Origin of the sequence: Bacillus luti (assembly GCF_009739945.1) — a bacterium.
In the GTDB taxonomy this organism is placed as follows: domain Bacteria; phylum Bacillota; class Bacilli; order Bacillales; family Bacillaceae_G; genus Bacillus_A; species Bacillus_A luti.
Window position 1 is genome coordinate 1,560,501 of the sequence record NZ_CP040336.1, and the last position, 13,123, is coordinate 1,573,623.

13 protein-coding genes are annotated in these 13,123 nt (G+C 36.1%); all 13 read left to right on the forward strand.

The genetic code is table 11. The annotated features are described in order from the left end of the window. Nucleotides 1-36: 36 nt before the first annotated feature. On the forward strand, nt 37-1,311 hold the full coding sequence (gene yfmF / locus EUC40_RS08130; RefSeq protein WP_156574328.1) for an EF-P 5-aminopentanol modification-associated protein YfmF: 1,275 nt from the start codon (nt 37-39) through the stop codon (nt 1,309-1,311). After that, nucleotides 1,312-2,598, forward strand: coding sequence for an EF-P 5-aminopentanol modification-associated protein YfmH (yfmH, locus tag EUC40_RS08135; RefSeq protein WP_071713252.1), 1,287 nt, complete (start codon nt 1,312-1,314; stop codon nt 2,596-2,598). A 100-nt stretch (nt 2,599-2,698) separates the two neighbouring features. Further along, complete coding sequence (gene ymfI / locus EUC40_RS08140; protein WP_151624261.1) at nt 2,699-3,412, forward strand: elongation factor P 5-aminopentanone reductase; 714 nt, start codon at nt 2,699-2,701, stop codon at nt 3,410-3,412. Between the two features lie 75 nt (nt 3,413-3,487). Further along, on the forward strand, nt 3,488-3,736 hold the full coding sequence (locus EUC40_RS08145; protein WP_000114504.1) for a DUF3243 domain-containing protein: 249 nt from the start codon (nt 3,488-3,490) through the stop codon (nt 3,734-3,736). A gap of 138 nt (nt 3,737-3,874) precedes the next feature. Beyond that, the gene (locus EUC40_RS08150) at nt 3,875-4,660 is read left to right on the forward strand and encodes a DUF3388 domain-containing protein (protein ID WP_000574107.1); all 786 of its coding nucleotides are present in this window, start codon (nt 3,875-3,877) and stop codon (nt 4,658-4,660) included. A gap of 21 nt (nt 4,661-4,681) precedes the next feature. Continuing rightward, nucleotides 4,682-5,593 carry a helix-turn-helix domain-containing protein gene (locus EUC40_RS08155; RefSeq protein ID WP_071713254.1) on the forward strand — a complete coding sequence of 304 codons (912 nt, stop codon included), beginning with the start codon at nt 4,682-4,684 and terminating at the stop codon, nt 5,591-5,593. Between the two features lie 63 nt (nt 5,594-5,656). Then, nucleotides 5,657-6,235: a CDP-diacylglycerol--glycerol-3-phosphate 3-phosphatidyltransferase gene (pgsA, locus tag EUC40_RS08160; RefSeq protein ID WP_071713255.1), complete on the forward strand. Its 579-nt coding sequence runs from the start codon at nt 5,657-5,659 to the stop codon at nt 6,233-6,235. Nucleotides 6,236-6,255: 20 nt separating this feature from the next. Next, complete coding sequence (gene cinA, locus EUC40_RS08165; protein ID WP_156574329.1) at nt 6,256-7,494, forward strand: competence/damage-inducible protein CinA; 1,239 nt, start codon at nt 6,256-6,258, stop codon at nt 7,492-7,494. 146 nt (nt 7,495-7,640) lie between these two features. Further along, a complete protein-coding gene (gene recA, locus EUC40_RS08170) occupies nt 7,641-8,672 on the forward strand; it encodes a recombinase RecA (RefSeq protein ID WP_156574331.1) in 1,032 nt (343 codons plus the stop codon). 481 nt (nt 8,673-9,153) lie between these two features. Next, complete coding sequence (gene rny / locus EUC40_RS08175; RefSeq protein ID WP_016086643.1) at nt 9,154-10,719, forward strand: ribonuclease Y; 1,566 nt, start codon at nt 9,154-9,156, stop codon at nt 10,717-10,719. 154 nt (nt 10,720-10,873) lie between these two features. Then, complete coding sequence (locus tag EUC40_RS08180) at nt 10,874-11,668, forward strand: TIGR00282 family metallophosphoesterase (protein ID WP_001221093.1); 795 nt, start codon at nt 10,874-10,876, stop codon at nt 11,666-11,668. A 149-nt stretch (nt 11,669-11,817) separates the two neighbouring features. After that, nucleotides 11,818-12,078, forward strand: coding sequence for a stage V sporulation protein SpoVS (spoVS, locus tag EUC40_RS08185; protein WP_000404341.1), 261 nt, complete (start codon nt 11,818-11,820; stop codon nt 12,076-12,078). Between the two features lie 22 nt (nt 12,079-12,100). Beyond that, nucleotides 12,101-13,060, forward strand: coding sequence for a dipeptidase (locus EUC40_RS08190; RefSeq protein WP_140163812.1), 960 nt, complete (start codon nt 12,101-12,103; stop codon nt 13,058-13,060). Nucleotides 13,061-13,123 lie beyond the last annotated feature (63 nt).

Genomic DNA, 13,123 nt, shown 5'->3' on the forward strand with positions numbered 1-13,123 from the left:
GAGGAATATTCCTACATACGTAAAGGAGGACTATAAATGAAACTGATGGAACAACAATTACATGAGTTAGGTGGTTTGCGCGTACATATTATTCCAACTGATAAATATAAAACGAATACGTTTGTATTTCGTTTTAAAGCACCTTTGAGTGAGGAGACGGTGACAGAGCGTGCCCTATTGCCATATGTATTGCAAAGTGCGACAGAAAAACTACCTTCTGTAATTCGTCTTCGTCAATATTTAGAAGAATTATATGGATCTTCTTTGGCGGTAGATGTAAGTAAAAAAGGGGAAGATCACATCATCTCCATTTATGTAGACATTGCAAATGAAGTATATTTACATGATGCACCACCGTTATTTGAAAAAGCGCTTTCTATGTTATCGGATATTGTTTTACATCCAGCAACAGAGGGGAACAGTTTTCTACCTTCTATTGTAGAAAGTGAAAAGAGAGCGCTCTTGCAACGAATTGAAGCTACTTATGATGATAAAATGCGCTATGCAAACGAGCGGTTAATCGAAGAAATGTGTAAAGTAGAACCATATCGTTTAAGTGCAAATGGAAAAAAAGAGAGTGTTTCTTCTATTACAAATGAAAGTCTGTATCAATATTATCAAAAAGTGTTAGCGGAAGATGAAATGGATCTTTATATTATTGGTGATATTTCAGAAAACGCAGTTGATCTTGTAAGTAAATATTTTTCTGTTTCGGCGCGTCCTGTGAAAGAAAGAAATGTACTCCTTCATAAGCGAAATAATGAAGAAAAAGAAATTGTTGAAAAACAAGAATTAAAACAAAGTAAATTAAACATTGGCTATCGTACGTTTGTCACATATAAAGATGAAGATTATTTTGCACTGCAATTGTTCAACGGGTTATTTGGAGGATTCTCTCACTCGAAATTATTTGTAAATGTCCGTGAAAAAAATAGCTTAGCGTACTATGCAGCGTCGCGCTTTGAGAGTCATAAAGGTTTATTGTTTGTTATGTCAGGAATCGAAGCGAAAAATTATGAAAAAGCAGTTGAAATTATTAAAGAACAGATGCTGGCGATGCAAAACGGAGAGTTTTCTGAAGAAGAGATGCATCAAACAAAAAGTGTCATTCAAAATCAAATATTAGAAGCGATTGATACACCGCGCGGATTTGTGGAAATGCTGTATCATGGTATTATTTCAGATCGTACGCGCCCAGTTGAAGAATGGCTTACGAGTATTGAAAGTGTAACGAAGGAAGAGATTGTGAAAGTGGCAAAAAATATTGAACTAGATACAATTTACTTTTTACATGGAACGGAGGGAGAATAAATGGAGAAGATTGTTTATGAGCAATTAAAAGAGACGCTCTATTATGAAAAACTTCCTAACGGATTAGATGTATATATTTTACCAAAGCAAGGCTTTAATAAGACGTTTGCAACGTTTACGACAAAATATGGTTCTATGGATAATACATTTGTACCATTAGGTAAAGAAGAAATGATTCGTGTACCTGATGGGATTGCTCATTTTCTTGAGCATAAATTATTTGAAAAAGAAGACCATGATGCTTTCCAATTGTTTAGTAAACAAGGAGCATCGGCAAATGCTTTTACATCCTTTACACGAACAGCTTACCTTTTTTCATGTACATCAAATGTAGAACGAAATTTAAATACATTGTTAAACTTCGTACAAGAGCCTTACTTCTCTGAAAAAACAGTTGAAAAAGAGAAGGGGATTATCGGGCAGGAAATTCAAATGTATCAAGATAATCCAGATTGGCGCTTATACTTTGGGTTAATTGATAGTTTGTTTGTAAAGCACCCAATTAAAATTGATATTGCAGGGACAATTGAGTCTATTAGTAAAATTACGAAAGATTTATTATATGAATGTTATGAAACATTTTATCATCCGAGTAATATGTTACTATTTGTTGTTGGTGCAATTGATCCAGAGAAAACTATGGATTTAGTACGTGAAAATCAAGCGAAAAAAGATTATAAAAATCAGCCAGAAATTGTACGTTCATTTGAAGAAGAGCCAAATGAAGTAAATGAAAAGAAGAAAATCATTTCGATGCCTGTCCAAACACCGAAATGTTTAGTAGGTATTAAAGCGACAAATTTAAAAGAAAAAGGAAATGCTCTTTTAAAACAAGAAATCGCGCTTACTTTACTTTTAGATTATTTATTCGGGAAAAGTTCTGTTCATTACGAAACTTTATATAATGAAGGGCTTATTGATGATTCGTTCTCGTATGATTATACGGAAGAAAATAACTTTGGTTTTGCAATGGTTGGCGGCGATACGAAGCGTCCGGATGAATTGGCAGAGCGTTTGAAAGATATTTTATTAAAAACAGATTATAATCAATTAGATGAGTCGGCATTAGAGCGAGTGAAGAAAAAGAAAATTGGTGGTTTTTTACGCTCGTTAAATTCACCAGAGTATATTGCAAATCAGTTTACGCGATATGCGTTTAATGAATCTAGCTTATTCGATGCATTGACTGTATTAGAAGGGCTGACCGTTCAAGACTTACAAGAAGTAGCGAAATTATTATTATCAGAAGAAAAAATGAGTGTTTGTCAAGTTTTACCGAAAAAATAAAATTTAAAAGATACCCTCATCTTATTATTGAAAAATTGTAAGATGAGGGTATTATTTAGTTGTGTGAAAGTTGAACTTGTAGAGATAAGAGAGGGAATTTATGAAAAAGTATGCACTAGTAACTGGAGGGAGCGGAGGAATTGGCTCTGCTATTTCAAAACAATTAATTCAGGATGGATATACAGTATATGTTCATTACAATAGCAATAAAAAGAAGGTAACAGAGTTACAAAAGGAATGGGAGGAAGTAATCCCTGTAAAAGCGAATTTAGCCTCTAGTGATGGGGCAGAGCAATTGTGGGAACAAATTGAACATCCTATTGATGTTATCGTATACGCAGCTGGGAAGAGTATCTTTGGACTTGTAACAGATGTAACGAACGAGGAATTGGATTATATGGTGGAACTGCAAGTGAAAAGTGTCTATAAGCTACTATCAATGGCACTTCCGTCAATGATTGGACGAAGAGATGGCAATATTGTAATTGTTTCGTCTATATGGGGGCAAATAGGTGCTTCTTGTGAAGTGCTATATTCCATGGTAAAGGGAGCCCAAAATTCATACGTAAAAGCTTTAGCGAAAGAGGTTTCTTTAAGTGGATTACGTGTAAATGCAGTAGCACCAGGTGCAATTGAAACAGAAATGTTAAGTGCTTTTTCTGAAGAGGATAAAATTGGAATTGCTGAGGACATACCATTAGGTAGAATCGGTTTACCAGAAGAAGTAGCAAAAACAGTGTCATTCCTTGCATCACCAGGGTCATCTTACATAACTGGGCAAATTATCGGAGTGAATGGCGGTTGGCATTGCTAAAAAATTCTTACATAAAAAATGAGAAATTGTACAAATTAAGCATGATTTTATTACTCAATAGTGAGGTGCTTAATTATGTCAGTATTAGAAAATTTCGATCAGTGGAAGAGTTTCTTAGGAGACCGTTTAGAGCAAGCGCAAGGAAAAGGTTTAGATGGTGGCGCGGTATCAGATATGGCATTCCGTGTTGGTGATTACCTTGCTAATGAAGTAGAAGGACGTAATGACCAAGAAAAATTATTAGCCGAGCTTTGGAAAGTTGCTGATGAACAAGAGCAACACACAATCGCAAATTTAATGGTTAAGTTTGTGCAACATAAGTAAAAGTAGAGAGGAGATTCTCCTCTCTACTTTTTTTGTATAATAATTACGCGGGTTAGATTATACATTTAGCTTCCCTATTAAGGTGAAATCATATAATATAGTACGTAGGTGTAAAGTAAGCAAGGGGAGTGATCTTGGATGATTGAATGGTATTTTGAATATGAAATACATAAAAACCGACCTGGCTTGCTTGGTGACGTTTCTTCGTTAATCGGTATGCTCGGCATTAATATTGTCACAATTAATGGTGTGGATAATGCAAGGCGTGGTTTACTCCTTATGTGTGATAATCAAGAGCAAATCTCTAGACTTGAATCAATTTTAAATACGATGGATAACATAACGGTAACGAAATATCGTCCGCCAAAGCTAAGAGATAAGCTAGCGGTTAGACATGGTAGGTATATACAACGAGATGCAGATGATAAGAAAACATTTCGATTTGTACGTGATGAATTAGGCTTACTTGTTGACTTTATGGCGGAGATAATGAAAAAAGAAGGCCATAAACTAATTGGGATACGAGGAATGCCTCGTGTTGGAAAAACAGAATCCATTGTTGCTGCAAGTGTTTGTGCAAATAAAAGATGGTTGTTTGTATCATCTACTCTTATTAAGCAAACTGTTCGTAGTCAATTGATTGAAGATGAGTATAGCGACGACAATATTTTCATCCTAGATGGAATTGTGTCAACAAAGCGTGCAAATGAAAGACATTGGCAGCTTGTTCGTGAAATTATGAGATTGCCTGCAACAAAAGTTGTGGAGCATCCTGATGTATTTGTGAGTCAGTCAGAATATACATTGGATGATTTTGATTATATTATCGAGTTACGTAACGATTATGATGAAGAAATTCAATATAATTTAGTAGATGAAATTGAGCAAGGTACGCAAAATAATTTCTCTATGTTCGACTTTTAAAGAAATATTGAGGTGTTAGTAGTGACAGAATTAGGACAAAAGCTGAAAGAAGCAAGAGAAGCGAAAGGCTTGTCTATCGATCAGCTGCATGAGATTACAAAAATTCAAAAACGTCATTTAGTAGCGATTGAAGAAGGCAATTATGATGTATTGCCGGGAGCTTTTTATGCGCGTGCATTCATTAAACAATATGCAGATGCTGTTGGATTAAATGGAGAGGAACTGCTTGTAGAATATCAGAGTACGATACCACAATCTGAAAAGCGTGAAGTCCCACAAGTATCAACTGGACAAAAAACACAAGAAACAATGCAAAAATCTTCATCATGGCCAATTGCAGATCATATGCCGAAAATCTTAGTTGCGCTGTTAGTAATCGCATGTGGAGTGGTAATTTGGTTTGTGTTTCAAGCGTTAACTGGAAAAAATGATGAGAAAGTTCCAAGTGCTCAAAGTGAGAAAATTGAAGTTAAAAAAGCGGAAAACTCTCCGTTAGATACGAAGAAAGAAGAAGCGAAAGCGGAAGAACCAAAGAAAGAAGAACCGAAAAAAGAAGAGCCAAAGAAAGAGGAACAACCAACGCAACCAACGGGACAACAAGAAGTGAAAGTAGTTGGAACAAGTGGTAATGTATCTACTTTGGAAATTCATAATAATAAAACGTTAGAGCTGGAAATTATAACAAAAGATGCAAGTTATGTAGGTATTAAAAATGAGGCAGGAAATGATATCTTTAGCGGTATTATACAGGCGGGCCAGACCCAAAAATATGATTTATCAACAGCGAAAGAGGTAAACCTTAATATAGGAAGTGCACCGAATGTTGAATTTAAATTGAATGGCCAAGTCGTTACATTCCCATTGAATCCAGAAGAGAATTATCACCAAAAATTCTTGATTAAAAATCTAGGGATAGAGCAACCTGCACAATAACAGTCATCGCTTCGATGACTTTTTTCAATGAACAAATGTTTTTGATATGATGGAGGAATAGCTGTGAATTTACCAAATAAAATTACAATATCTAGAATCTTCTTAATTCCAATTTTTATGGTAATTATGTTAGCGCCTTTTAATTGGGGTTCATACACAATTGGTAATGTTGATTTACCAATTCAACATTTAGTAGGAGCACTTATCTTTATTGTTGCTTCAGCTACAGATTGGATCGATGGACATTACGCAAGAAAGTATAATCTTGTAACGAATTTAGGGAAATTTCTTGACCCGTTAGCGGATAAATTACTTGTTTCAGCGGCACTTATTACGTTAGTAGAGATGCAATATGTACCTGCTTGGATTGTTATTGTAATTATAAGCCGTGAGTTTGCAGTAACAGGTTTACGCCTTGTACTTGCTGGAACAGGAGAAGTAGTTGCAGCAAATCAGCTAGGGAAAATTAAGACTTGGACTCAAATTATCGCGATTGCAGCATATTTATTACACGATGTACCTTTAAATTTAATCCATATTCCCGTTGCTGATATTTTTATATGGATTGCATTATTCTTTACTGTTATTTCAGGATGGGATTATTTCTGGAAAAATAGAGCTGCTTTTGTAAACTCAAAATAGAAGTTTATGGGGGAATTGGGATGAATGCTGAGATTATTGCGGTTGGAACTGAATTATTACTTGGACAAATTGCAAATACAAATGCCCAGTTTTTATCTGAAAAGTTAGCTTCAATCGGAATTAACGTGTACTACCATACTGTAGTTGGGGATAATAACAAACGATTACAGCAGGCGATTGAAGTTGCGGAAGAACGTGCGGACATGCTTATTTTTACAGGTGGATTAGGCCCGACAAAAGATGATTTGACGAAGGAAACAATTGCGTCTAGCTTAGGAGAAGAGCTTGTATATGATGAAAAGGCATTAGCATCAATAAGCGATTATTTTAAGCGTACAGGTCGTGAGTTCACTGAAAATAATAAAAAGCAGGCACTTGTTTTGAATGGAGCAACTGTATTTGCCAATGATCACGGTATGGCGCCTGGTATGGGGTTAAATAAGAACGGAAAAGTTTATATTTTGTTACCAGGACCACCGAAAGAAATGAAGCCGATGTATGTAAGTTATGTAGAGCCTTTTTTACGTAACTTTACAACGGGAGAAAACATTTATTCTCGTGTGCTTCGCTTCTTCGGGATTGGGGAATCTCAATTAGAGGTGAAAGTTCAAGATTTAATTGATGGACAAACGAACCCGACAATCGCCCCACTCGCAAATGATGGAGAAGTGACATTACGTTTAACTGCAAAGCATCAAAATGCTGAGGAAGCGGAGAAACTCATTCAGCGTATAGAAGATTTGATTTTAGAAAGAGTAGGAGAATTTTTCTACGGATATGACCAAGAATTTCTCCATTATAAGGCAATAGAGTTATTGAAGAAAAAAGAATTAACTTTAGCTTGTGCGGAAAGTTTAACAGGTGGTCTTTTCGGAAATCAAGTAACAGAAATTTCGGGTGTATCTTCCGTATTTAAAGGCGGTGTCATTTGTTATCATAATGATGTGAAGCAGCATGTTTTGCATGTGCCTGAAGAAATATTGCATACGGATGGTGCAGTTAGTAAAGAATGTGCTCGTTATCTTGCTGAAAATGTTAAAGAATTATTAAAAGCGGATATCGGAATTAGTTTCACTGGGGTAGCAGGACCAGATACTTCAGAACATAAAGAGCCGGGAACAGTATTTGTTGGATTGGCGATTAAGGATGAACAAACTGTAGTCTTTTCTCTTAATTTAAGCGGAAGTCGTCAACAAATTAGGGAACGCTCAGCAAAATATGGATTTTATCATTTGTATAAAAAGCTAGAAGAGATATAAATCTCTTTTAGCTTTTTTTTTAATGGTTAAATGCAGTTTTATTTAATGGAAAATAAAAAAATCGAATAAATGTTCGATTTTTGTTGGCAAATTGAATTGAAAATAGGTATAATAAGATTAGCAATTCAGTTAAGGAGGAATTTTGAATGAGTGATCGTCAAGCGGCATTAGATATGGCGTTAAAACAAATAGAGAAGCAATTCGGTAAAGGTTCAATTATGAAATTAGGAGAACAAGCGGAGCGTAGAGTTTCTACAATTTCAAGTGGTTCTTTAGCACTTGATGTGGCACTAGGGGTAGGCGGATACCCACGTGGCCGTATTATTGAAATTTACGGACCTGAAAGTTCAGGTAAAACAACAGTTTCATTACACGCAATCGCTGAAGTACAGCGTCAAGGTGGACAAGCAGCGTTCATTGATGCGGAGCATGCGATGGATCCTGTATATGCACAAAAATTAGGCGTTAACATAGATGAATTACTATTATCACAACCTGATACAGGGGAGCAAGGTTTAGAAATCGCAGAAGCACTTGTACGAAGTGGTGCGGTTGATATTATTGTAATTGACTCTGTAGCAGCTCTTGTACCGAAAGCTGAGATTGAAGGAGACATGGGTGACTCACACGTAGGTTTACAAGCTCGTTTAATGTCTCAAGCACTTCGTAAACTTTCAGGTGCAATTAATAAATCAAAAACAATCGCAATCTTTATTAACCAAATTCGTGAAAAAGTTGGGGTTATGTTTGGGAACCCAGAAACAACTCCAGGTGGTCGTGCGTTGAAATTCTATTCAACAGTTCGTCTTGAAGTACGTCGTGCGGAGCAATTAAAGCAAGGTAACGACATCGTTGGTAATAAAACGAAAGTAAAAGTAGTTAAGAATAAAGTAGCACCACCATTCCGTGTTGCTGAAGTTGATATTATGTACGGAGAAGGTATTTCAAGAGAAGGTGAAATCTTAGATATGGCTTCTGAACTTGATATCGTTCAAAAGAGTGGTGCTTGGTACTCTTATAATGAAGAGCGTTTAGGGCAAGGTCGTGAAAATTCGAAGCAATTCTTAAAAGAGAATACGGATTTAAGAGAGGAAATTGCCTTCTTTGTTCGTGATCATCACGGAATTGGTGAAGACTCTGGTGTGGAAGACGCGGAAGATTCAAATCTTCAAGATTAAAAAATAAAAGACACGGTCCCGTGTCTTTTATTTTTAATTATTATGAAAGCGTTGTATATCGTTGGAGAGAAAATATTTAATCTGCTTAAAAGGCTATGTATAAAGAGGAATATATGCATGTTTTATATGAATAAACTGGAATTTACTAAGGTTTTCCAGGATAATATGCTGTCTGCTTTTTAAATTCATATATGAATTAGGGCTGAAGGTAAAGAAAGTAAAAGTAGACAACGCTTGACAATGAAAATTGCGATAGATACAATGAGAATGTATATTTTTTCTTATATACGAAACACTCTTCTCAAGAAGAGAAGTAATATTCGGAGTAAGACTTAAATCTTGCCGAAATAATAATATGACATTTTAATTGTGAAATGAAGAAAGTCCCTTAAAAAAGTGGGGCGACGGTCTTTGCTGTATGTTGGTATTCAATGTACATGCCGACAGTCTTTTTTCATTCATAGCAAGGGGAGGTGAAATCATGAGTAGTACTACAGTTTGGATACTCATCTCCATTTTGCTTGCAACAGTCGGTGCAGTTGTTGGCTTTTTTGTTCGAAAGTCTATTGCTGAAGCGAAGATTAATGGTGCAGCTAATGAAGCGAAACGTATTATAGACGAAGCGAATCGTGAGGCTGAAGCACTTAAGAAAGAAGCGCTTTTAGAAGCAAAGGATGAAATTCATACACTTCGTACAGAAGCTGAATTAGAAATTCGTGACCGTAGAAGCGAATTACAAAAACAAGAAAATCGTTTAATGCAAAAAGAAGAGAACCTTGATCGTAAAGACGAAACGCTCGATAAACGCGAGCTACAGTTAGAAAAGAAAGAGGATTCTCTTGTAGCGAGACAACAACAGATTGAAGAGTTGGAAAGCAAAGTGGGAGAGTTAGTTCAAAAGCAACAAACAGAATTAGAGCGCATTTCCAATCTGACACGCGAACAAGCGAAAGCAATTATTCTTGGTAAAGTAGAAAGTGAAGTTTCTCATGAAATTGCCGTAATGGTAAAAGAAAGTGAAGTTCGTGCGAAAGAAGAAGCGGATAAGAAAGCAAAAGAAATCTTATCTCTTGCAATGCAAAGATGTGCAGCTGATCATGTTGCTGAAACAACCGTTTCGGTTGTAAATCTTCCAAATGACGAAATGAAGGGACGTATTATCGGACGTGAAGGTCGAAATATTCGTACGTTAGAGACGTTAACAGGTATTGACCTAATTATCGATGATACACCAGAAGCGGTTATCCTTTCTGGATTCGATCCAATTCGTCGTGAAACAGCTCGTATCGCTCTTGATAAACTAGTACAGGACGGACGTATTCACCCAGCACGTATTGAAGAAATGGTCGAAAAATCAAGACGTGAAGTGGACGAGTATATTCGCGAAGTCGGAGAGCAAACAACGTTTGAAGTGGGTGTTCACGGTTTACATCCAGATTTAATTAAGATTTTAGGTCGTTTAAAGTACCGTACAAGTTACGGACAAAACGTCTTAAAACACTCTATGGAAGTTGCATATTTAACTGGACTTATGGCGGCAGAGCTTGGTGAGGATGAAAAACTAGCAAGACGTGCTGGTCTATTACATGATATCGGTAAAGCGATTGATCATGAAGTAGAAGGTAGCCACGTTGAAATTGGTGTCGAACTCGCAACGAAGTATAAAGAGCATCCTGTAGTTATAAACAGTATTGCATCTCACCATGGGGACACAGAACCAACTTCTATCATTGCAGTTTTAGTTGCAGCAGCGGATGCATTATCAGCTGCAAGACCTGGCGCTCGTAGTGAAACACTTGAGAACTATATTCGTCGTCTTGAAAAGTTAGAAGAGATTTCAGAGTCTTATGAAGGCGTAGAAAAATCTTTCGCAATTCAAGCAGGACGAGAAGTTCGTATTCTGGTAAAACCAGATACAATTGATGATTTAGAAGCTCATCGTTTAGCTCGTGATATTCGAAAACGTATTGAAAATGAACTGGATTACCCAGGACATATTAAAGTAACTGTTATTCGTGAAACACGTGCAGTGGAATACGCAAAATAAAGTGGTGAAACACCACTTTATTTTTTTGTGTTGGAATTGGTTAAAATAAAGGAAATTAGCATACAAGTGAAACAAACTTATCATACATATATTGTAAGGGAATCACTTGAAGCTATAGTAATAAAAAATGTAGTACATAGGAAGGGTAAGACATATGAGAATATTATTTGTTGGGGATGTAGTAGGATCTCCTGGTAGAGGTATGATTCAACAATACGTACCGGCATTAAAGAAGAAATATACACCTACAGTAACCATTATTAATGGAGAAAATGCAGCAGGTGGACGTGGAATTACGGAAAAAATATATCGAAACTTTTTAGAATGCGGGGCACAAGCGGTTACACTTGGAAACCACGCTTGGGATAACCGTGAAGTATTTGAATTTATTGATGATGCAAAATATCTTGCAAGACCAGCTAACTTCCCAGAAGGAACTCCAGGAAAAGGGCTTATCTTTGTGAACTGTAATGGAACAGAAGTGGCAGTTATTAACTTACAAGGACGTACATTCCTTCCTCCAATTGATTGCCCATTCCGTAAAGTGGATGAATTAATAAACATTGCAAAAAAACGTACGAATATTATCTTTATTGATTTCCATGCGGAAACTACAAGTGAAAAACAAGCGTTAGGTTGGTATGTTGATGGTCGTGCTACAGCAGTAGTAGGTACACATACACATGTTCCTACAGCAGATAATCGTATTTTACCAAGCGGAACGGCATATATCACAGATGTTGGTATGACAGGGCCTTACGATGGAATTTTAGGTATGGATCGAGAAGCAGTATTGAAGAAGTTTTTAACAAACTTACCAGTACGATTTGAAGTGACAAGTGGTAGAACACAATTAAGCGCAGTGCTAGTTGATGTGGATCCTAATACAGGAAAAGCTAAGAAAATTCAGCGTATCTTAATTAATGATGATCAACCATTTTTTGAGTAATTTCTAGGTGGAAATTAGAAAAGTTATTATTTTTTAATTTTTTAGAAAAATTACAGAAATTTAGCAGGAATACGCGTCATTCCTCGTGAATATAAGTTAAAGTGAAATAATTGCTAATACTTTTTATAGAAACGAGGAGGAAACGCGGAATGGAAATATTAAAAGTTAAAGCAACGTCGGTCCCTAATTCTGTAGCTGGTGCACTTGCAGGTGTTATTCGCGAACGCGGAACAGCAGAAATTCAAGCCATTGGTGCAGGTGCATTGAACCAAGCGGTAAAGGCAGTAGCAATTGCAAGAGGATTTGTAGCGCCTAGTGGTTTGGACCTGATTTGTATCCCAGCGTTCACAGATATTATGATTGATGGGGAAGAGCGTACAGCAATAAAATTAATTGTAGAACCTCGTTAAGTTTAAACAACCTGTTTGCAGTATGCAAACAGGTTGTTTTTATAATGGAGGAATGGAAATGAAAATTTTTGATGCTCATTGTGATGTACTCTTTCAGTTATGGAGTGCACAGGGGAAAAAGGATTTTAAAAACGATCCGCAATTACATATTACATTTGAACAATTAAAGAAAAGAAAAGGGAGTATACAATGTTTTGCTATATATGTGCCAGAAACGGTGCTATATGAAAAACGATTTGAAGTGGCATTACAAATGGTAGATATTTTTTATAATGAAATTTTATCATTACCGGGTGTGAAGTTTATTCAGACAAAAGATGACATTAACATGTTAAAACAGGACGAGATTGGAGCGCTGTTAACATTAGAAGGTTGCGAAGCAATTGGAAAGGATGCAATGAAATTACGGCTGTTTTATCGATTGGGAGTGCGTTCCTTTGGGCTGACATGGAACTATGCCAATTTATTAGCTGACGGTGCGCTAGAGACGCGTGGGGCGGGTTTAACAACCTTTGGGAAACATATTGTACAAGAACTGAACATGTTACATTTATGGACCGACGTGTCTCACTTGAATGAAAGAAGCTTTTGGGATGTTATAGAAATTGCTAAAAATCCAATTGCATCTCATTCAAATTGCTATAAATTTTGTCAACATCCACGTAATTTAAATGATGAACAAATTAGAGCACTCATAAAGAAAAATAGCGTGATTGGAGTTACTTTTGTACCGCAATTTTTAACGAGCGAAAGACAGGCGAATATAACAGATATAGTAAGACATATTGAATATATTTGTTCCTTAGGTGGAGAAAAGAATATAGGCTTTGGTTCAGACTTTGATGGGATTTTGGAGACGGTTGTAGATTTAACTGCATATAGAGAGTATGAAAATGTAGTTAATGAGCTTTACAAACATTATGATGCATCTATGGTCGAACGATTTTTATACGATAATTTTGTTGAACATATAAGTTTTTGACTTTTGTTTTAAAAATTCAGAAAAATTAAAATAAATTCATTTGATATTATTGATTTTTTTAAG

Bases quoted from the DNA above. Each gene is read 5' to 3' on its own strand.
- cinA (WP_156574329.1), top strand. From the start codon at position 6,256: ATGAATGCTGAGATTATTGCGGTTGGAACTGAATTATTACTTGGACAA.
- spoVS (WP_000404341.1), top strand. From the start codon at position 11,818: ATGGAAATATTAAAAGTTAAAGCAACGTCGGTCCCTAATTCTGTAGCT.
- EUC40_RS08180 (WP_001221093.1), top strand. From the start codon at position 10,874: ATGAGAATATTATTTGTTGGGGATGTAGTAGGATCTCCTGGTAGAGGT.
- yfmF (WP_156574328.1), top strand. From the start codon at position 37: ATGAAACTGATGGAACAACAATTACATGAGTTAGGTGGTTTGCGCGTA.
- EUC40_RS08190 (WP_140163812.1), top strand. From the start codon at position 12,101: ATGCAAACAGGTTGTTTTTATAATGGAGGAATGGAAATGAAAATTTTT.
- yfmH (WP_071713252.1), top strand. From the start codon at position 1,312: ATGGAGAAGATTGTTTATGAGCAATTAAAAGAGACGCTCTATTATGAA.
- EUC40_RS08145 (WP_000114504.1), top strand. From the start codon at position 3,488: ATGTCAGTATTAGAAAATTTCGATCAGTGGAAGAGTTTCTTAGGAGAC.
- EUC40_RS08150 (WP_000574107.1), top strand. From the start codon at position 3,875: ATGATTGAATGGTATTTTGAATATGAAATACATAAAAACCGACCTGGC.
- recA (WP_156574331.1), top strand. From the start codon at position 7,641: ATGAGTGATCGTCAAGCGGCATTAGATATGGCGTTAAAACAAATAGAG.
- ymfI (WP_151624261.1), top strand. From the start codon at position 2,699: ATGAAAAAGTATGCACTAGTAACTGGAGGGAGCGGAGGAATTGGCTCT.
- rny (WP_016086643.1), top strand. From the start codon at position 9,154: ATGAGTAGTACTACAGTTTGGATACTCATCTCCATTTTGCTTGCAACA.